Source organism: Sphingomonas hankyongi, assembly GCF_023516575.1.
Classification (GTDB): domain Bacteria; phylum Pseudomonadota; class Alphaproteobacteria; order Sphingomonadales; family Sphingomonadaceae; genus Sphingomicrobium; species Sphingomicrobium hankyongi.
The window spans coordinates 457453-476120 of sequence record NZ_JAMGBE010000003.1 but is presented as its reverse complement, the minus strand read 5'-3'; the positions used below and the strand labels follow the sequence as shown (position 1 = coordinate 476120).

Annotated in this window: 25 protein-coding genes, 3 tRNA genes and 1 pseudogene; 24 read left to right on the top strand and 5 right to left on the bottom strand. The window is 62.9% G+C overall.

Going from position 1 to position 18668, the window contains the following annotated elements; all coding sequences use genetic code 11:
• Positions 1–69: 69 nt before the first annotated feature.
• Positions 70–345: pseudogene (locus LZ538_RS10880) on the top strand (HU family DNA-binding protein); the annotation flags it as partial.
• 49 nt (positions 346–394) lie between these two features.
• A tRNA-Val gene (locus LZ538_RS10875) sits at positions 395–469 on the top strand.
• A 19-nt stretch (positions 470–488) separates the two neighbouring features.
• On the opposite strand, the gene LZ538_RS10870 is transcribed toward LZ538_RS10875, so the two are convergent.
• Positions 489–1196 (bottom strand): Crp/Fnr family transcriptional regulator, encoded by a 708-nt coding sequence (locus tag LZ538_RS10870; RefSeq protein WP_249832028.1) that lies wholly within the window; start codon positions 1194–1196, stop codon positions 489–491.
• Between the two features lie 83 nt (positions 1197–1279).
• Positions 1280–1708, bottom strand: coding sequence for an HIT family protein (locus tag LZ538_RS10865; RefSeq protein ID WP_249832027.1), 429 nt, complete (start codon positions 1706–1708; stop codon positions 1280–1282).
• Positions 1709–1797: 89 nt separating this feature from the next.
• Here LZ538_RS10865 and LZ538_RS10860 point away from each other — a divergent pair.
• The 14 genes from LZ538_RS10860 to LZ538_RS10800 all read left to right on the top strand — a co-directional run bounded on the left by LZ538_RS10860 (position 1798) and on the right by LZ538_RS10800 (position 9862).
• Positions 1798–1874, top strand: a tRNA-His gene (locus LZ538_RS10860).
• A 127-nt stretch (positions 1875–2001) separates the two neighbouring features.
• Positions 2002–2160, top strand: coding sequence for a hypothetical protein (locus LZ538_RS10855; protein ID WP_249832026.1), 159 nt, complete (start codon positions 2002–2004; stop codon positions 2158–2160).
• A 129-nt stretch (positions 2161–2289) separates the two neighbouring features.
• Positions 2290–2508, top strand: coding sequence for a hypothetical protein (locus LZ538_RS10850; RefSeq protein WP_249832025.1), 219 nt, complete (start codon positions 2290–2292; stop codon positions 2506–2508).
• Complete coding sequence (locus LZ538_RS10845) at positions 2505–2729, top strand: hypothetical protein (RefSeq protein ID WP_249832024.1); 225 nt, start codon at positions 2505–2507, stop codon at positions 2727–2729. The genes LZ538_RS10850 and LZ538_RS10845 overlap by 4 nt, the downstream gene beginning before the upstream one ends.
• Positions 2730–3132: 403 nt before the next feature.
• The gene (locus LZ538_RS10840) at positions 3133–3318 is read left to right on the top strand and encodes a hypothetical protein (protein WP_249832023.1); all 186 of its coding nucleotides are present in this window, start codon (positions 3133–3135) and stop codon (positions 3316–3318) included.
• Between the two features lie 46 nt (positions 3319–3364).
• Positions 3365–3565: a hypothetical protein gene (locus LZ538_RS10835; RefSeq protein ID WP_249832022.1), complete on the top strand. Its 201-nt coding sequence runs from the start codon at positions 3365–3367 to the stop codon at positions 3563–3565.
• A gap of 466 nt (positions 3566–4031) precedes the next feature.
• Complete coding sequence (locus tag LZ538_RS10830; protein WP_249832021.1) at positions 4032–5081, top strand: Glu/Leu/Phe/Val family dehydrogenase; 1050 nt, start codon at positions 4032–4034, stop codon at positions 5079–5081.
• Between the two features lie 9 nt (positions 5082–5090).
• Positions 5091–5807: a heme ABC transporter permease gene (locus LZ538_RS10825; RefSeq protein ID WP_249832020.1), complete on the top strand. Its 717-nt coding sequence runs from the start codon at positions 5091–5093 to the stop codon at positions 5805–5807.
• Positions 5804–5932, top strand: coding sequence for a hypothetical protein (locus LZ538_RS13305; RefSeq protein WP_283937755.1), 129 nt, complete (start codon positions 5804–5806; stop codon positions 5930–5932). Before LZ538_RS10825 ends, LZ538_RS13305 begins: the two co-directional genes overlap by 4 nt.
• 10 nt (positions 5933–5942) lie before the next feature.
• The gene (gene ccmE, locus LZ538_RS10820; protein ID WP_249832019.1) at positions 5943–6383 is read left to right on the top strand and encodes a cytochrome c maturation protein CcmE; all 441 of its coding nucleotides are present in this window, start codon (positions 5943–5945) and stop codon (positions 6381–6383) included.
• Positions 6380–8314, top strand: coding sequence for a heme lyase CcmF/NrfE family subunit (locus tag LZ538_RS10815; RefSeq protein WP_249832018.1), 1935 nt, complete (start codon positions 6380–6382; stop codon positions 8312–8314). Before ccmE ends, LZ538_RS10815 begins: the two co-directional genes overlap by 4 nt.
• The gene (locus LZ538_RS10810) at positions 8311–8838 is read left to right on the top strand and encodes a redoxin family protein (protein ID WP_249832017.1); all 528 of its coding nucleotides are present in this window, start codon (positions 8311–8313) and stop codon (positions 8836–8838) included. Before LZ538_RS10815 ends, LZ538_RS10810 begins: the two co-directional genes overlap by 4 nt.
• Positions 8835–9242 carry a cytochrome c-type biogenesis protein gene (locus tag LZ538_RS10805; protein ID WP_249832016.1) on the top strand — a complete coding sequence of 136 codons (408 nt, stop codon included), beginning with the start codon at positions 8835–8837 and terminating at the stop codon, positions 9240–9242. Before LZ538_RS10810 ends, LZ538_RS10805 begins: the two co-directional genes overlap by 4 nt.
• Positions 9242–9862 (top strand): tetratricopeptide repeat protein, encoded by a 621-nt coding sequence (locus LZ538_RS10800; protein WP_249832015.1) that lies wholly within the window; start codon positions 9242–9244, stop codon positions 9860–9862. The genes LZ538_RS10805 and LZ538_RS10800 overlap by 1 nt, the downstream gene beginning before the upstream one ends.
• 4 nt (positions 9863–9866) lie before the next feature.
• Here LZ538_RS10800 and ald read toward each other — a convergent pair whose 3' ends face one another.
• On the bottom strand, positions 9867–10970 hold the full coding sequence (gene ald / locus LZ538_RS10795; protein WP_249832014.1) for an alanine dehydrogenase: 1104 nt from the start codon (positions 10968–10970) through the stop codon (positions 9867–9869).
• 140 nt (positions 10971–11110) lie between these two features.
• Between ald and LZ538_RS10790 the strand changes: the two genes are divergently transcribed.
• Genes LZ538_RS10790 through LZ538_RS10780 form a run of 3 tightly spaced genes read left to right on the top strand, consistent with a single transcriptional unit; the run spans position 11111 to position 14145 of the window.
• Positions 11111–13057 carry a potassium transporter Kup gene (locus LZ538_RS10790; RefSeq protein ID WP_249832013.1) on the top strand — a complete coding sequence of 649 codons (1947 nt, stop codon included), beginning with the start codon at positions 11111–11113 and terminating at the stop codon, positions 13055–13057.
• 33 nt (positions 13058–13090) lie between these two features.
• Complete coding sequence (locus tag LZ538_RS10785; protein WP_249832012.1) at positions 13091–13654, top strand: PRC-barrel domain containing protein; 564 nt, start codon at positions 13091–13093, stop codon at positions 13652–13654.
• Complete coding sequence (locus LZ538_RS10780) at positions 13639–14145, top strand: 2'-5' RNA ligase family protein (protein WP_249832011.1); 507 nt, start codon at positions 13639–13641, stop codon at positions 14143–14145. Before LZ538_RS10785 ends, LZ538_RS10780 begins: the two co-directional genes overlap by 16 nt.
• On the opposite strand, the gene LZ538_RS10775 is transcribed toward LZ538_RS10780, so the two are convergent.
• Positions 14142–14567 carry a DUF3775 domain-containing protein gene (locus LZ538_RS10775; protein WP_249832010.1) on the bottom strand — a complete coding sequence of 142 codons (426 nt, stop codon included), beginning with the start codon at positions 14565–14567 and terminating at the stop codon, positions 14142–14144. The two genes, LZ538_RS10780 and LZ538_RS10775, sit on opposite strands and share 4 nt — an antisense overlap.
• A gap of 126 nt (positions 14568–14693) precedes the next feature.
• Between LZ538_RS10775 and LZ538_RS10770 the strand changes: the two genes are divergently transcribed.
• The 5 genes from LZ538_RS10770 (at position 14694) to LZ538_RS10750 (ending at position 17439) form a co-directional block, all read left to right on the top strand.
• Positions 14694–14770, top strand: a tRNA-Met gene (locus tag LZ538_RS10770).
• Between the two features lie 425 nt (positions 14771–15195).
• Positions 15196–16095: a DUF2092 domain-containing protein gene (locus tag LZ538_RS10765; RefSeq protein ID WP_249832009.1), complete on the top strand. Its 900-nt coding sequence runs from the start codon at positions 15196–15198 to the stop codon at positions 16093–16095.
• Positions 16092–16295, top strand: a complete 204-nt coding sequence (locus tag LZ538_RS10760; protein ID WP_249832008.1) for a hypothetical protein — start codon at positions 16092–16094, stop codon at positions 16293–16295. The genes LZ538_RS10765 and LZ538_RS10760 overlap by 4 nt, the downstream gene beginning before the upstream one ends.
• A gap of 15 nt (positions 16296–16310) precedes the next feature.
• Positions 16311–16793, top strand: a complete 483-nt coding sequence (locus LZ538_RS10755) for a hypothetical protein (RefSeq protein ID WP_249832007.1) — start codon at positions 16311–16313, stop codon at positions 16791–16793.
• Positions 16794–16851: 58 nt separating this feature from the next.
• Positions 16852–17439, top strand: a complete 588-nt coding sequence (locus LZ538_RS10750) for a sulfotransferase family protein (protein ID WP_249832006.1) — start codon at positions 16852–16854, stop codon at positions 17437–17439.
• Between the two features lie 11 nt (positions 17440–17450).
• On the opposite strand, the gene metC is transcribed toward LZ538_RS10750, so the two are convergent.
• Complete coding sequence (metC, locus tag LZ538_RS10745; RefSeq protein ID WP_249832005.1) at positions 17451–18611, bottom strand: cystathionine beta-lyase; 1161 nt, start codon at positions 18609–18611, stop codon at positions 17451–17453.
• Positions 18612–18668: the final 57 nt, after the last annotated feature.

The window sequence follows — 18668 nt, the reverse complement described above, 5'->3', positions numbered from 1 at the left end:
CGCGAACTCTTGCCTTAAAGTTGGAGACTTGGCGGGCGCGAGTCTCGGCCCGCCGCGGGGAGAGACGGGTCGATGAACAAGCAGGAACTGATTGGCCACGTCGCAGACCGCGCCGGGCTGAACCGGAACGACGCAATGCGCGCCGTCGAAACGATGCTCGAAGTCATCACGTCGACGTTGAAGCGGGGCGATGAGGTCCGGCTCGTCGGTTTCGGCAACTTCTCCGTCACTCGCCGCAAGGCGTCGACGGGGCGGAATCCCCGGACTGGAGAGCCAATGCAGATCAAGGCTAGCTCCCAGCCCAAGTTCCGCCCGGGCAAGGTCCTGAAGGACGCAGTTCAGTAGCTGGACAGGCGGTCTTACGACACTATATCCGCGGCTCTCGCGAGAGCGCGGGCGCGTAGCTCAGTGGTAGAGCACACCCTTCACACGGGTGGGGTCGTAGGTTCAATCCCTACCGCGCCCACCATCGACGAATCGATGGCCAGTTAAGCGAGATATTCCGGGCGGAAGCTCGCGACCCTCCGCATTTCCATCCAGTCGTTGAACTGGATCTCTCGTCCGGCGCGCTTGATCAGCCCCTGCCGCTCCATGTCCGCAAAAACGCGATTGACGTTGACGGACGTCTGGCCCGTGATGTCCGCGATCTGCTGTTGCGTGAAGGGATTGACGAGGCGGTTCGTGCCGCTGTGCATCCTCTCGGCAGTCTCGCAGAGCAGATGCGCGACCCGCGCGACGGAATCCCGCCGTCCGCAATTCACCAGCCATTCGTAGCCGATCGCTTCGTGGCGCTGGATGAGCCGCATGAAGAAACGCTGGAGCTCTGGGTGAGCATCGACGATCGGATCGAAATCCGCCGCTTTTCCCACCATCACCTCGCTTCGGACGATGGCCTGGATGCCAAAGTCGGAGCGGCCAGGCCGCGGAAGGATTCCCTCGCCGGCGAACCTCAGCGCCACGATATGGCGCCGGCCGCTAAGGTCAGTCTTGAATTTAGAAAGGATTCCCGAGCGCACGAACAGGACTTCGTCGCGAGGCGAACCCGGCTCTCTGAACGCCCGACGAGGCTCCACCTGCATGACCTTGTGGGGCATTTCCTCGAGCATATCGGCGAGATGCGTTTCGAGGCCCGCCGCGATCAAGGTATCGCGCAGCGACACACCCGGAGGTGGCGATCTTCCGCGTCGACTCGCCATCCTAAAGCCTCTCCCGCACTTAGTTGATGCGCCTCGCGAGAAGCCTCCGCAAGGGAATTAGACAAATGGCGTACTGATTTCGATTAGCGGAATCTCTCGGCGAGTTCGCTCGTTAGCTGCGATTTTTCGCCGCCGGTGAGCTCCCGCGCTGTTCCGAGCTGGGGCATTCCAGGCCACCCCGCATCTGCGAATTCGAGCCCGTTCCATTGTCGAGGCTCTGAATAGCGGGGAATGACATGGAAGTGCACGTTGGGGTCCACCATCATCAGCATGAGGTAGTTGAGCCGCTCGTACGAGCAAAATCCGGCGAGAACCTGCTCGATGCGCCGGACAGCGTCCGCTTGTTCCGTGAAAGCTTCCACGGGGATTTGCGAAAAGGCAGTCGCGTCGCTCTTCGCCGCGAGCACGAGTGAGCCAAGGGTCACCTGCGCCGGACGAAGCAGGATCACCCAATGCTCTAGCTCTGCGACCAAGGTCGAGGGATAGCCGAATTTCCGGATCGTCTCGTTCACGGGTGCCTCGCTTGCGTTCGAATAGAACGAACCCTAAGTGGCGCCGGCGCATTAGGGAACCGCTGACGGGGCGGCCTCGAAGCGCTGTGGCGATCGTAGCTCAGCTGGTTAGAGCATCGGTTTGTGGTACCGAGGGTCGCGGGTTCAAGTCCCGTCGATCGCCCCATAAGACTGTCACCGCGTTAGCTAATCAGCACTGCATGTGATATGATGCGGCATCGCGCGCTTCTTCACATGTAGGCTTTCGCGCGGCTGAGAGACCATGCGCTCCCGCTTACTGAAGGGAGCCCCAAATGGACCTCGATTATCTCTATCACCGGCACGGCGTATCGCTTCTCATGGCCGAGAACGCTGCCTGCGACCGGTCTCGCCGAGTGCATCGATTTCTCGCGAGGGCTTATGCTGGCCGGATCGCCGACGCGGTGCGCGACAATCGAGTAGCAATCGCGTGAACGGCCCGTCTCGCGAAGAGGCGGCCGACGGGCTGCGAGAGCAGGCGGCATCCTGCCGCCGCCTCGCCCAGCGAGCCCGCACGGCCTCTGGCTCGACGGCGCTCAAGGCTGTTGCCGAAAGGTTCGACGATGATGCTCGGCTCATCGACCCAAAAAGCTTGCGGCGATGATGCCGCCAATCCCCAACAAAATCGCGAGGCCCCGATGAAGGACAATCATATCGATGATGCAGAGTTGACCCGCCTCGGGATAGAGAGGGTGCAGACCGAAGCGTTTCTCTGGGGAGGCTATCGCTACAGCAATCTGAGCGACGCAGTCGCCGCTGCCAGACGGACCCCCAAAAGATGAGCCGGGTCCTCTTCGTGTCGCTCGATGAGGGTCAGGTCGTCGCGCAGTGCCTCGCCGCGAATGTCGGCATTTCCGCTATCGAACGTCTTCCCGGGGGAGGCGTCAGGCTTGTCTGCATGAGCAGTGACGGCGCATCGGAAATGATGCGCAAGTTCAAACGGCATCTGATGACGGGCGAAGTTGTTCGCGAGCGGCATCGTCCGGCGAGCCCTCTCTGGTGACCGGGGAAGTCAGGTATTGAAAGGTAGATGTAACGGCATGGCTAAAGGACAGAAGCGCTCCACCAAGGAGACACGTAAACCGAAGGCGAATAAATCGAAGAAGGCTCCGGCTCTGAACCCGTCGAGCAAGGCGTAGCGATGAAGATTGAGGGCAGCGTTCGCTCCAATCTACTAGCGGCGATCGCGAGCGCGCGCAGGTGGCGCGGCAAGCCGGTGCATAATGATACTCTGCGGCATTGGAGAATGCTTGCCGAATATGCAGTCTGCATTCCTGTCAATTCTTCCGAGAAATCGGTCAGTGGCCTAGTGGCCGAGCTCGAGGGCGAGTTATCCGCACGGCGGGCTGCGAACTCAGGTGCTTCCCATCAGCGAATGCAAATTTGAGATGCGAAAGGAGCCCGTTGTGCAGACGGAAAATTGGCACGAGGAGCGGGATCGCTTGGTTGAGCTTCTTCATTGCGCACATGCCCTGGGCATCCGACGCGATCGGAAATCCGATCCGAGGCAGGCGACTACGTCGGGCGATCTGGCCGTGCTTGAAAAGCGACTGGCGCAACTCAACGAACGACTTGGCGACGAGCGTGCCTGAACTTTCCGCCTAGGGCGTCCGCGAAAGTGACTAGGAAGAGGCAACAATGGGTACTGAGAATTCGGACGCGTTTCGCGCTCGCGCAACACAAGCGCGGCGCATTTCCCACAACATGAGTAGTCTCGAAGGCCAAACCGAATTGCGCATGATGGCAGACGAATTGGATGCGGAGGCCGACCGGCTCGACGCCGTCGAACCGAATGACACCATCCCGCCGGGAGTGGACACACCGGGCGAAAGCGCTTGAGCTATTCCGATAGGGGCATTGCCAAGACCCAACTCAAACGCGATCACAAAGCAGCCTTGCTCGCCTCAATCCAAGCGAACGTTTGCGAACCTTCGCATGGCATGACGAAGGAGGAAGCGATCACCATGCTGAGCCAGGACATCGCGGATTACGACGACATTCTCGTTCGACTGCTAGGGTCACGATCGAGCTGAGGGTCCGCTTTCCACCCATTCCGCCATTAGCGAGATTCCTCACGCATGCCCTCAACGGCTGCCTCGAGTACGAGCTTAGTCTGCGAAATTGACAGCGTTTCAGTTTACAGCCACAGGGCGCGTCTAGGAGCGTTACGGCGAGTGCCGGACCACGGTTTGCAAAAAAACCCAATAAAAACAACGCTAGGGTTGGCTTGTGGTACCGAGGGTCGCGGGTTCAAGTCGCGTCGCACGCCCCACCCATTCACCATTGCTGCGGACTTTCCCGACAAATGATTCAGCCTGAGGCTCTGCCTGATTTTGATGCCCACGAAGAAGTACGCTTTTTCGAGGATGAGGCGACTGGCCTCAAGGCCATTGTCGCGATGCATTCGACGCATCTTGGCCCCGCCGCAGGAGGCGCGCGCTTCTGGCATTATGCACATGACGAGGACGGCTTGACGGACGCCCTGCGCCTGTCGCGCGGCATGAGCTACAAGAATGCCATGGCAGGCCTTCCGCTCGGTGGCGGCAAGTCCGTGCTCCTGGCGCCCGCCGACCGGCAAAAGACGCCGGAGCTGCTGCACGCATTCGGCAAAGCGGTCGACAGTCTGGGTGGCCGATATGTCACTGCGGAGGATGTCGGCATGAGCGTCGCCGACATGATCGAGGTTGCGCGGGCGACCAAATATGTCGCTGGCCTGCCGAACTCGGCGGGCGACGTGGGAGGCGATCCCGGACCGCATACGTCGCTTGGCGTGTTCCTGGGCATTAAGGCGGCCGTCAAGCGGGCGCTGGGCAAGGACAATCTTTCCGGACTGCATATCGCGATGCAGGGCGCCGGCAGCGTTGCGAGCGGCGTTGCGCTCCACGCGTGCACCGAGGGGGCGAAGGTGACGATCGCCGACGTCGACGAGGCGAAGGCCCGGAAGCTGGCCGACAAGGTCGGCGGCACGGTCGTATCGCCGGACGAGATCCTGGGGGTCGAAGCGGACGTGATCAGCCCGAACGCATTAGGCGCGATCCTCACCGAGCAGTCGATTGCGGCGCTGAAGACGCCGATCGTCGCCGGCGGCGCGAACAACCAGCTCGCCACCCCGGAAGACGGCTCCCGCATTCACGGACGGGGCATCCTCTATGCGCCCGACTATGTCATTAATGCCGGTGGTATCATCAACGTGTGCACCGAATATCTCGCGGATGGCGATGCCAGCCTGGTGCGCCAGCGGATCGAAGGCATTCCGGTGCGGCTCGAGCAGATCTGGGCGGAAAGCGCCGAGACCGGCCGCGACCCGGCTTCCGTCGCCGATGCGATGGCGCAGCGCCTGATCGGGAGAGCCTGAGGCGCCGCCATGCACGCGCTCGCTAACCCGGCGCGTTTCCTGCGCATTGCCCGGCCCGCGACCATTTGGCTGCTGGCCGTCGGCCTGGCGCTCGCCCTGTTGGGCATAAGCGCCGGCCTGACCCTCACGCCGCCCGATTATTTGCAGGGCGAGACGGTACGGATCCTGTACGTCCACGTTCCGTCGGCATGGCTCGGCATGGGCGGCTGGCTCGGGATTGCCGCCGCATCGATCAGCCAGCTGGTCTGGCGCCATCCCTTGGCGGCAGTCGCGGGGCGCGCCGTCGCTCCGGCGGGCGCCACGTTCGCCGCCATCTGCCTGCTCACCGGTTCCATCTGGGGGCGTCCGACGTGGGGCACCTGGTGGGAATGGGACGGCCGGCTGACGTCGATGCTGATCCTGTTCTTCCTCTACCTTGGCTATGTCGCCCTTGCGTCGGCGGAGCGCGAGCGCGGCGGGGAGGGCCGGATCGCGGCGATCTACGGGCTCGTCGGCGCGGTCAACCTGCCGATCATCCATTACTCGGTATTGTGGTGGCGAACGCTGCATCAAGGCCAGAGCATCTCCGTGACGGGGGGATCGAGCATCGATAATGCGATCCTCTGGCCGCTGCCGCTGACGATGATCGGCTTTTCCTTCCTGTTCGGGGCCGCGGTATTGATGCGGATGCGCGCAGAGCTTGCCGAAGCAAAGGTCGAAGCCCGCATGCGGAGGCTCGGCGCATGAACCCATGGCCGTTCGTCGCTGCCGCCTACACGGTTGCGATCTCGCTCACGGTGGGCCTGCTGGCCTGGTCTTACATTTCAATGCGCAGCGCGGAGGCTGCAGCGGACTCGCTGCGCCGTAAATGAACCGGTGCGAATGAAGCCCAAGAACCAGCGGCTGATCCTGGTGGCGGCGGCGCTCTTCGCAGTCGTTGCCGCGGCGCTCCTCGCCATGTGGGGTCTCCGCGAACAGGCATCCTATTTCTTCACGCCGGCGGACATTGCGGCGGGGAAGGCCAGCGAAGGCAAGGCCATGCGCCTGGGTGGAATGGTCCAGGCCCACTCCATCCAGCGGCAGGGCGACGGCCTGACGATACGCTTCGTCGTCACGGACGGGAAGGCGACCACGCCGGTCGTCTACCGCGGCATCGTTCCGGACCTGTTCCGTGAAGGGAGCGGGGCCGTTGCCGAGGGACGGCTGCAAAACGGGACATTCATGGCCGACACGATTCTCGCCAAGCATGACGAGCGCTACATGCCGCCGGAACTCGGCAACCTGTCGGCGGAGCACAAGGCGGGCGGGACGCTCGAAAGGTGATCGCCGAGACCGGACTGGCGGCACTATGGTTGGCGGCGGGACTGGCCGCCCTTCAACTCATCCTGGGCATCGCCGCCCTTCGGACCGAATTTGCCGCTGAACGGGCGATGAGAGGGATAGCCGTCGTTCAGGGCGTGCTGACGCTGCTGGCTTTCGCCATGCTGCTGATCGTCTTCGCGCGCACCGATCTTTCGGTCGCCCTGGTGTTCGAGAACAGCCACAGCGCGAAGCCGTTCATCTACAAGGTGGCCGGCGCGTGGGGTAACCACGAGGGCTCGATGCTGCTGTGGGTGACGGTCCTGTCCGCATCGGGCGCTTTCCTGGCGCTGTTGTCGCGCCGGATCGGCGAAAGCACGCTCACTGCCGCGCTCGGGGCGCAGGCGGCGCTCGCCCTCGGCTTTTATGCCTTCCTGCTCGTTGCTTCTAATCCGTTTGCCCGCCTCGATCCGGCGCCCATCGAAGGGCGGGGACTAAACCCGCTGCTCCAGGACCCCGGCCTCGCCTTCCACCCTCCGACCCTATACCTCGGCTATGTTGGGCTTTCCGTTGCATTCAGCCTCGCGGTCGGAGCACTGCTGACGCGGCAGGTCGATTCACGGCTCGGCCGGGCGATGCGGCCGTGGGTGCTCGCGGCCTGGATCATGCTTACGCTCGGCATCACGGCCGGCAGCTATTGGGCTTATTATGAGCTCGGCTGGGGCGGATGGTGGTTCTGGGACCCGGTAGAAAACGCTTCCCTGATGCCCTGGCTAGCCGCGACGGCGCTGCTTCACTCGATCAACGTGCTTGCGGCGCGCGGCGCGCTCAAGGCCTGGACCATGATGCTCGCGGTCATCGCCTTCTCCATGTCGATGGTCGGCACCTTCCTGGTGCGTTCGGGCGTGCTTACCTCCGTCCATGCATTTGCGATCGACCCCGAGCGCGGAACCTTCCTGCTGGCGCTTCTGGCGATCTACGTAGGCGCGGCATTCACTCTTTTTGCTCTGCGCGGCGCAACCCTCAAAGAAGGAGCGCCGTTCGAGCTCGTGAGCCGGGAAAGCGGCCTGGTCATCAACAACCTGCTTTTGAGCGTGATCCTCGCCATCGTCTTCCTGGGAACGCTTTACCCCCTCTTCGTGGAGGCAATCAGCGGCGAGAAGCTGTCGGTCGGCGCACCTTACTTCAATGCGGTAGCGGGGCCGCTGGCGCTGCTTCTTGCCGTGCTTGTGGGCGTCGGGCCGTTGTTGGCATGGCGGCGGGAGCGCCGGGCCATTCTTCCCAAGCTCCGAGTGCCGGCCCTGCTGGGCATCACCGCGCTGGTCGTCACGATCGTCCTGGCGCCGGGGATCGCGATCCTGCCGCGTCTCGCGCTCGGGGTAGCGGCGTTCCTGGGAGCGGCGGCAATCTTGCCGTTGGTGGGACGCAACCCTCTTCGCGCGCCGCCCGAGACCTGGGGAATGGTGGTCGCGCATGTCGGGATCGCCGTCGCGCTTGCCGGGATGGCCGCAAACGCGGCCTTCACGACCGAGCGGCTCGCGGTCGCCCGGCTCGGCGAGGCGCTGGATGTCGGACCGTGGGTCGTTCGCCTGGAGAGCGTCGCTCCGACTGCGGGAGCGAACTGGACCGCGATCGAAGCCCAGCTTCGTGCGTCACGCGGAGCGGCTCCGATCGTTCTAAAGCCGCAAACGCGTTACTTCAGCGATCCACCGACGGAGACCAATGAGGCTGCGATCCAAACGTTCTGGAACGGGCAATTGTATACGGTTGTCGGGAAACCGGATCCGTCAGGCGCGTGGCAGCTCAGGCTCTGGTGGAAGCCGTTCGTGACCCTGATCTGGCTAGGCGGCGCAATCATCGCCTTGGGCGGGGCAATCGCGTTGTTCGGCAGGGCGCTTCGGGCATGGCGCGCTCGCCGCAAGCGTGAACCGAACTGGCGGGAGCGCTACATATGAGCCGCACGCTGCGCTTTGCGCCTCTCGTTATCCTGCTGGTGCTGCTGACAGGGCTGGTTTGGCGCCTTGCTACCCCGTCAGACACCACCATCCCGTCCAAGATGATCGGCAGCGATCTTTCCAATGTTCGCGCGCCTGCAGCCCTGCCGGGAAGGGACGGCGTCCACGTGGGGAATGCCTTTCGAAATCCGCGGGTCATCAACTTTTTCGCGAGCTGGTGCGTACCGTGCATCGCGGAAGTGCCGCTGCTTCAGGAGCTAAAGCGTCAGGGAGTAGGGGTTGATGGCATTGCGGTGCGCGACCGGCCCCAGGACATCGCGGCTTTCCTGAAGGAACGCGGCGACCCCTATGATGCCATCGGCGCTGATCCCAAAAGTAACGTTCAGATGCAATTTGGCGCTTCAGGGGTTCCCGAGACCTTCATCGTCGATGCGTATGGGGTGGTTCGATACCAGCATATCGGCCCGCTCGAGGCGAAGGATGTTGCAATCATCCGCGACAAATGGGCGTCGCTACGTAAATGAGACCGGTTGTCGCACTTCTAGCGCTCGTCGCAATTCCGACCTTCGCCGACAGCAATCTGCCGCCGGCATATTGGGCGAACCGCCAGCTTCCGGACGCCAGCCAGGAGGCGAAAGCCCAGGCGTTGATGGAAGAGCTGAGGTGCCTGGTTTGCCAAGGCCAGTCGATTGCGGATTCGGATGCGGAGCTGGCCGGCGACATGCGCGATCTCGTGCGTCGCCGGATCGCTGAAGGCGAAACCCCGGCCCACATTCGGGCCTGGCTCATCCAACGTTATGGATCGTGGGTCAGTTATCGCCCGACGGCCGAAGCTGCTGCCTGGCCGCTTTGGCTTGCCCCGGTTGCCCTTCTGATCGTCGGCCTGCTCCTCGTCAGCCGCCGGATCATGCTGAGGAGTGGCCGCTGATGGGCTGGCTGATCCTTCTCATTCTCCTCGCGCTTAGCGCCGGGCTGCTGTGGTTGCTCGGCGTAAGGCGCGGCCTGCTCCAGGCTTGCGGCGCAGCCCTCCTTTTCGGCGCGTCCGGCTATGCGCTTCAAGGTCGCCCTACGCTCGCCGGCGCTCCGGCAGGGGGCAGCGCAGAAGAGGAGCCGATCATGCTTACGCAGGCGCGGCACGCCTTCTTCGGAGAATTTAGTCCGGAGGAAAGCTGGATGCGCATGTCGGAGGCGCTCGCAAGGACGGGACATTCCGAAGATGCGGTCAACATCCTCACGAACGCGGTCACCCGTTATCCCGGGGACGCGCATCTGTGGGTCGGCCTTGGAAACGCCTTGGTCGATCATGCGCACGGGCTGACCCCGCCTGCCGAGATGGCTTATGCGAGGGCGGCCGAGCTGCTTCCCGGTCACCCGGCGCCCCGCTTCTTCCACGATCTCGCGCTTGCTCGCTCAGGGCAGGGCGAGCCGGCGTTGAACGACCTCATCGCGTTGATCCGCGAATATCCGAACGCGAGCTGGCGCCCGATGGCGGAACAGCTCGCGATCGCGATCGCAGCTGGAGAGCGGCAGCGGGCCGCCCGGCGCTAACGTCCTAGGCAACCGCCTCGAACGGTAGGTCGAGGGCTTCCGCCACTGCCTCGTGCCGGATCTTCCCGCCGGAGACGTTGAGACCCGCGGCGAGGTGCGGATCCTGGCGCATGGCTTCCTCCGCACCCAGATTTGCAATCTTCAGGGCGAACGGAAGCGTGGCGTTGTTAAGCGCGAACGCGCTGGTCCGCGCGACGGCGCCGGGCATGTTCGCCACGCAATAATGGATGATGCCGTCGACCTCGTAGACCGGGTCGGCGTGGGTCGTCGCATGGGACGTTTCGAAGCACCCGCCCTGATCGATCGCGATGTCGACGAGCACCGATCCGCGCTTCATCGTCTTCAGCATGTCGCGCGTGACCAGCTTCGGCGCGGCAGCGCCCGGAACCAGCACGGCTCCGATCACGAGCTCGGCCTTTTGGACCGCGTTTGCGATCGCGCTGCGGGACGCGAACGCCGTCTTGATCTGGCTCGAGAAGAACATGTCCAGCTCGGCCAAGCGCTCCATGCTGATGTCATAGATCGTAACGTCCGCGCGCATTCCGACGGCCATCTGGGCGGCATTTACGCCGGCGACGCCACCGCCGAGGATCGCGACGCGAGCAGGGGCGACCCCAGGTACGCCGCCCAGGAGCACGCCGCGCCCGCCTTGCTCCTTCTCCAGATAGTGCGCGCCGACTTGCACGGACATGCGGCCGGCAACTTCACTCATCGGCTTCAGGAGCGGCAGCGATCCGTTTCGCGATGTCACCGTCTCATAGGCGATGCAGGTCGCGCCCGACTTCATCAGACCCTCGGCCTGCGGCTTGTCCGCTGCCAGGTGGAGATAGGTGAAGAGGATGTGCCGCGGCTCCAGAAGCGCAATCTCCTGCTGCTGCGGCTCCTTGACCTTCACGATCATGTCGGCTGCCTTGAAGACCGAAGGCGCGTCCGGAAGGATTTGCGCGCCTGCCTTCTCATAGGCTTTGTCCGGACAGTCGATGCCGTTTCCGGCGCCGGCTTCCACCACGACTTCGTGCCCTGCTGCAATGAGCTCAGCCACCGAAGCGGGTGTCAAACCCACCCGATATTCGTGGACCTTGATCTCTTTCGGCACCCCAACGCGCATTGTTCGTTCGCTCCCGCAATGATGTTTGCGGGCGCCTATAGACGGGGTTTTGCGGCCTGTCCCGTGCGATTGCAGCACTCTGACGTCGGTGCTAGTCGGCGCCCCCGGGGGCGTGGACTGTCTAGTTTGATCACCGCAGCATGAACATCACCGCCACTGGAGGCGCAGAGGCAGAGGCGCCGCTAGACGCCTCGCACGGCCACGGTCACGCCCAGGGCCCACTATACAAGCTGGCGATAGGCGCCGTTGGAATCGTGTTCGGGGACATCGGCACGTCGCCGATCTATTCGTTCCGCGAGACGTTCGCGGGCCACCATCCGCTCGTCCCCGACGAGTTTCACATCCACGCCGTCCTATCGATGATCTTCTGGTCGATGATGATCGTAGTGACGCTCAAATATGTCTCCATCATCATGCGGGCCGACAACAAGGGCGAGGGCGGAAGCCTTGCCCTGCTGGCCCTCATCAACCGCACGATCGGCGGGAAGAAGAAGTGGGCGAGTGGGATCGTCATGATGGGCGTGTTCGCAACCGCTCTCTTCTACGGCGATTCGATGATCACTCCGGCAATCTCGGTGTTGTCGGCCGTCGAAGGTTTGACGACCGTCAACGGAGGGCTGGCGCCGTTCGTCGTCCCAATCGCGATCGCGATCCTTGTCGGACTGTTCGCGATCCAGGCGCACGGCACGGCTCGGGTGGGCCTGTTCTTCGGGCCGGTCATGCTCATCTATTTCGCTTCGCTCGCGGTGCTGGGCCTCATCCACATCATGGACCGCCCAAGCATCGTGCTGGCGATGGTCAATCCGCTGAACGCCGCGGCTTTTTTTATGGAAGAGCCCGTCCGCGCTTTCCTTGCGATGGGCTCCGTCGTCCTCGCTTTGACAGGCGCGGAGGCGCTCTACGCGGACATGGGACATTTTGGACGGCGGCCGATCAAGGTCGCGTGGCTGTATTTCGTCCTCCCGGCCCTAGTCCTCAACTACATGGGCCAAGGTGCAATGCTGCTGTCTCTTCCCGTCGGCCAGGTCGGGACCGCGGTCAGGGATCCCTTTTTCTATCTCGCGTCGGAATCGATGCGGCTTCCCCTGGTGCTCCTCGCTACGGCCGCGACGATCATCGCGAGCCAGGCCGTGATCTCCGGCGCTTTCTCGGTCACTCAACAGGCGATCCAGCTCGGCTTCGTTCCTCGTCTCAGGATCACGCATACCAGCGAGAGCGCCGCCGGGCAGATCTACATTCCGGTCGTGAACTGGGCGCTGATGGTCATGGTGCTGATCCTCGTTTTGACCTTCCGGACCTCCTCGAACCTCGCGGCCGCCTATGGCATCGCGGTGACGGGCGCCATGTTGATCGACACGGTCCTGATCGCGGTGGTGCTGATCACCATGTGGAAGTGGAACAGGATCATCACCGGCGCACTGCTGGCGCTCTTCGTGATCGTCGATGTCGGCTATTTCAGCTCGAACCTGACGAAGATCCCCGCGGGCGGCTGGTTCCCGCTGCTCGTTGGAGCGATCGCTTTCACCTTCCTCACGACCTGGGCGAAGGGCCGGCAGCTGATGATCAACCGGATGAACGAAGCGAGCCTGCCGATGGAGATTTTCATCAAGTCGGCTGCGCCCAGCGCCGCGCGGGTCCCCGGCACCGCCGTGTTCATGACGAGCTCCGCCAGCGGAGTGCCGCATGCGCTCCTGCACAATCTGAAGCACAACAAGGTGCTCCACGAACGGATCATCCTGCTCACTGTCCGGATCGAGGACGTTCCTTATGTTCCCGATGAAAAAAGGATCGAGCAAAGCGACTATGGGTCGGGCTTCTATCGTGTAGTCCTGCGATACGGATTCATGGAGGAAGTGGATGTTCCGAGCGCGCTCGCGCAGCTCAAGGACTGCGGCCCGCAGTGCAAGATGATGGACACCAGCTTCTTCCTGGCTCGGCAGACCCTGCTGGCGTCGTCCCGGCCGGGAATGGCAATCTGGCGCGAGAAATTGTTCGCCTGGATGCTGCGCAACGCGGAAAGCGCGATGGAGTTCTTCAAGCTCCCGACGAACCGGGTGGTGGAGCTTGGCAGCCAGGTCGAAATCTGAACCTTCGGGCACGGCCGCGCATTCCCCGCGTCTATGGCTGATACCATCTCGTGGGTTGCGACCGTCGCGACCATAATTGCCGCATCGATGACTGCCGCTAACCTCGGCTCACGGATCACCGGCTACGGCTTCTGCGTGTTCCTGCTTGGCTCTCTGTCCTGGCTCGCGGCCGGGCTTTCCACGAGTCAACCCGCGCTTGTTTGGACGAACATCGTCCTGACGATCCTCAACATATTCGGAATCTGGCGCTGGCTCGGCCGGCAGGCGAAGGTCGAGGAGGGCGCGCGCTCGGCCGCGGAGGCGAGCGAGGATACTCCGGGCGAAGCTTTGTTCCCTGTGTCCCTGCTGACCCATGGGAGCGTCAAATGCGGCGGCGACCAGATCGGCAACTGCATCGATGCAATGGCTGGAAGCCGCAGCGGCCGCCTTGCCTATGTCGTGGTCTCTCAAGGAGGAGTCGGCGGGGTAGGTGAAACCTTGCGCCGTCTTCCGTGGCGCCGAGCGCATGTCGAAGACGGCGCGCTATTTGCCGAGGGCTCGGCCGAGGAGTTCGATAGGCTCGAGACGATAGAAAAGGACGAATGGCCGGCGCGCTGATCGTCACTGCCGAGCTGGGCCGCGACGATTTCGCGTGGCTCAACGGGCTTCGCGCGATGCATTATCCGACCGAGCGCAACCGCGTTCCTGCGCATCTCACCATCTTTCACGCGCTTCCTCCATCGGCCGAGCCGGAGATTCGCAGCCGCCTCGCTGGCTTGGCTGCGGGCCGAAGGCCGGTTGCGCGGGTCGATGGCCTCATGGATCTCGGAGGCGGCGTTGCCTTTCGTGTGGTCTCCGATGACCTCGATTCAATCCGTCGAGAACTCTCGGCCGACTTCCATGGCCTGCTGAGCGCACAGGACGCAGCCGGCTGGCGGCCGCACGTTACGGTCCAGAACAAGGTGACGCCGAAAGCCGCCCGCGAACTGCTTTCAAGCCTTCAGAAGATGCCTTTGCCTAGAGCGCTGGCGATCGCGGGCCTCGGGCTGCATCGATACCGCGACGGGCCGTGGGAGACGTTGGCCGTTTATCCCTTCCGCGGCGGCTAGCTCAGGTCGCCGATGCCGTCGCAACTGAGGTCGAAAGCGGCGAGACCCGATTCCAGCACGGACGCGAGCATAGGCTGATCCATCAGCTCTTCGACCGCACCGTTGCTCCCCTCGCTGACGAGATCCTGCGCTTCGGCGATAGCCTCGTCCCAGTCTCCCGCTTCATAGGTCCCCTGGCCGACCCAGCAGAAGGCGATGACTTCGGCGAGCTGATCCTCTCCGAGATCCTCGAAGGCGGCGCGCAGCTCTTCCTCCACGCTGTCGTTGATTGTGTCGTCGAGGACGGAAAGCGTGCCTTCGTCCTCATCGTCCACATTGTCTGCAGCCTCGCCGCCATCATAGTCGGTAGCGGTCTGCGCTTCATATTCGCGCGCGCGCAGGATGATCCTGCAGAGCGTATCGAGCGGTGTCAGCGGGTCCATTCGAGCCTCATCATCTCAACGCTCAACGAGAGCAGCCGTAAGCGGTTCCTCCGCGTTGACCGGCTGGGGTCACGCACTTATATCGCGCGCTCCCGGCGTCGCGAAACGCCGGATTTACCCGAATGGGGCGGAGTAGCTCAGCTGGTTAGAGCAGCGGAATCATAATCCGCGTGTCGGGGGTTCAAGTCCCTCCTCCGCTACCATCTCACTGACTTCGGCAGACAGGCACAAAAGCAGCGGCTTGCCCGCCTTAACCTACATTGTGGCGGCCCTCGCCATTGTTGCTAGCCGGTCGCCCAGGGGGTGGGAGCCGAAGCCATGAGAAAGCAGCGCACGTCAGAGACCACCGAAGAGCGAAGCGGGCGCCTCAAATCCGATGCCCAAAAGAAAAGTGACGCCGCGGCCGCGGCAGACGCTGCTGTTGATGAAAAAATCAGGCGCAACCTCGAACAATTCGGTCCCTGATCGCGGCTTGGCTACGGCTTAACCGTAGTCCCACTGGTACTTCCCCCGATATTTCGCCCGGCGCTGATGGCTACGGTTGTCCTTCGCTTTGGTAACAGCCTGGATCCGTCCGGGATGGAACCAATCCTCGTGATTCTCTCGCCTCAAAGAAGAGGATCCCACGATGAAGACAACCATCCGGGACACGCTACTTTCCGCTGCGGCATTGGCCATGGCTGCCGGTCTTTCATCCTGTTCGCAGGGCGGGCAGGGTAACGCAGGGGAGCAGAATGCGGCCGAGCCAGCGGGAACGGCGCAGAATGCAGGCGAGCCGGCTGCGGCGCAGCAGCCGTCCGGGGCCGAAGATCAGTCTGCGAAGAATGCCAAGGCGTTGCTCAAGGCGATGTCGGATTATCTCGCGGCACAGCAAACAATTTCGCTCAGCTACGATTCGATCTTCGAAGTGGTCACCAAGGACCAGCAAAAGCTTCAGCTCGCGACCTCCGGGACCGTCCTGCTGAACCGTCCGGACAAGATCCACACCACCCGCCAGTCGGGCTTTTCCGATACCGAGATGGTTTTCGACGGGAAGACCGTATCGTTCCTGGGCAAGGGGCAGAACGCCTACATCCAGGCTGAAGCGCCGGGCACGGTAGACAATCTGATCGACCAGTTGAGAGACAAGTTTCACCGGCAGCTTCCGGGGGCCGATCTGCTGGGATCGGACGTCTATGGCACGCTGATGAGCGACGTGACCGATGTGAAGGATCTCGGCTCGGGCGTGATCGGCGGGAAGGAATGCGATCATATCGCGTTCCGCGCCAAGGAGACCGACTGGCAAATCTGGATCGCGCAGGGCGGGACGCCCTATCCTTGCCGCTACGTGATCACCAGCAAGCAGGTCGATCAAGCCCCCGAATTCACGTTGAATATCCGTGAATGGAAGGCCGGGTCGGGAGTCGGCCAGTCCGACTTCGCGTTCACGCCGCCGGCTGGCGCCAAGAAGCTGGACGCCAAGGACCTGGAGGCTCTGAAGGAAACCAGCGACCTGCCGGAGAACTACAGGATGGGAGCATCGCAATGACCAAGCTTCGGACCATTCTGCTGGCGGCAGTGGTCATTTCCTTCGGCTCAGAGGCCGCGAACGAGATTACCGCGACGCAATCGTTCAGCCTGGTTACTCCGGCGGAGGCCCGAGTGGGCCGTCCGTTGACTCCGGTCAGTGTCGCGGGAGTAGCGCGCCGCACCGCGAGGCGCTGCGCCGCCGGCGTTTATTATTGCTGACACCCGGCGAGCAAAATGCAGGGTGACGACAAGCCGGTCACCGATGCCGAGATCGAGCGCGAGATCCGGCAAGGGCGAAGGTTTACTCCCGAAGAAGCATTAGGGCGCATGGCCGGCCCCGGCGCGATGAAAGGCGCATCGGCCGTTTCGCCTCAGCAGCAGGCCGAAAATGAGATCAGCACCTGGTTGGGCTCCAATCTCGTCGATCCTTCGGGAGCGCTCAAGGTCGTGCTCTGCCGCCATCTCAACGGCAGCAGGCTTCTCCTGCAACACCTCGACCGTCCGCTGACCGCGATAAGCACATTCTGCGGTCAGGTTCTCGCTTCGGACAACCGATTGAGCGAGATCGTTGGGGAGGCGGACATCGAATGGGGCCGCTCGATGGATGAGCGACCTCATTTCGAGCGGGAGGGCGCTCCCCCGGATCGGGATGATCCGTACACCCTGGAGTCCGTGCGCCGGTCATTGAGTGCAATATTGGAGAGATGCCCCTCTTAGACGAACGCGGCATTTGACCTACGAACGGCGCTCTTTATCGACGAACGGCATGCAACTCATGGCGATCGGCTTCCCGAAATCAGGCACCACCAGTCTAACCCGATCTCTCGAGACCAGTGGCCTCAAAGCGGCGCACTGGCAGGACGACAAATATCGGTTCGTTGGGCAACTCATCTACCATGCGGTGGTGAACGGGTTGGACCCGTTCGCGCATCTCCAAGGCTATGACGCTATCACGCAAGCGGACGTCTGCCTTCCCCGGCGAGGCATGAATTATTGGCCCAACCTCGATTTCGCTGTTCTGAGAGCAATCCGCCGCGCGCATCCGACGTGCCTGTTCGTGCTCAATTATCGCAGGCCCGAGGCCATCTGCGAGAGCTTGATGAATTGGCGCGGAATGCAGACCCGGCTCGAGCGCTCGGAGATTCCCGGGCTCCCCGCGGGTGCTGGCGCCACTCGGGAACAACTGGTGACGTGGATCGAAAATCACTTTGACGCCTGTCGCGCTTACTTCGCGACCGACGATCGCTTCATCGAGATCGATATCGAAAGCCCCGATGTCCCGCAGCAGCTTGGACGAGCGCTTGGGATCCAGATCAAGGGATGGGCCGATCACAAGCCCGATGCGATCGTTCCCGGCGCGTGATGCGCTCCGGCCTACATCGCCGCGAAAGAAGCGGCCAAGTCGGCGATCAGGTCATCGGGATCCTCGAGCCCGATGTGCAGCCGAATAAGATTGTCCGCCGGCGCCGTCGAAGCGGTCCGAATGGGATTTACGGGTAGCGCAAGGCTTTCGTAGCCTCCCCAGCTGTAACCGATACCAAACATGTCGAGCCGGTCGACGAACGCGGCCCGTTCCGCATCATTCGCGCCTGTCAGCTCGAACGAGAATAAGCCGGATGAGCCTTTGAAGTCGCGAGACCAAAGTTCGTGGCCAGGACAGTCAGCCAGAGCTGGGTGCAGGACCTGACCGACTCGAGGTTGCTGCTTCAGCCATCCCGCCACGGTCAGCGCATTTTCCTGATGCTGCTTCAGCCGGACAGCCATCGTGCGAAGTCCGCGCAGGGCGAGCCAGGCATCGTCTGCGGAAACAGCGTGGCCCAGGTCCCAGGCGGTCCGTTGGATGCGCGTAAAATATTTGGCCGTCGCAGTTGCGGTACCGAGGAGAAGGTCCGCATGTCCGGCGACATATTTGGTTGCCGCCAGGATGGTGATGTCCACGCCAGCGGAAAGCGCCGGAAAGAAAAGGGGCGTTGCCCAGGTGTTGTCGATTACGGTCACGACGTCTCTGTCGGCCGCCGCCGCGCATATTGCGGGCACGTCCTGAATTTCCATCGTGTGCGAGCCCGGGCTTTCGAGGATGATGGCTCGGGTACGTTCCGTGATGAGGTCTGCAATGTCGGCGCCTATGAGGGGCGCGTAGTAAGTCGTGACAATGCCGAACCGCTTCAGGATCGTGTCGCAAAAGCGTCGGGTCGGCCCATAGACGCTGTCGGTGACAAGGAGCTCGTCGCCGGGAGAAAGCAAAGCGAGCAACGTTCCCGTGATCGCTGACAGGCCGGACGAGAACAACGCAGTTCCTGCTGCGCCCTGCTCGAGCTGTGTCAACGCTTCGGAAAGGGCCCAATGCGTCGCGGTGCCCTGCAGGCCGTAGCGGTATTCGCCAAGGCGAGGCGTGCCGTTTTCCAAGTCGGCAACGCTGTCGAACAGGATGGTGGATGCACGCTCCACAGGCGGCGTCACCAGCCGTCCGCGCCATTCTTTTCGGCGGCCGCCTTCCACCAGCTTGGTGCCAATCCCTGGTTTCCGCTCCGTCATCCGCACTCCCCGGCACGCCGCCACGGGTTATGGCAGCGCGCTCCGCGAAGGGGAACG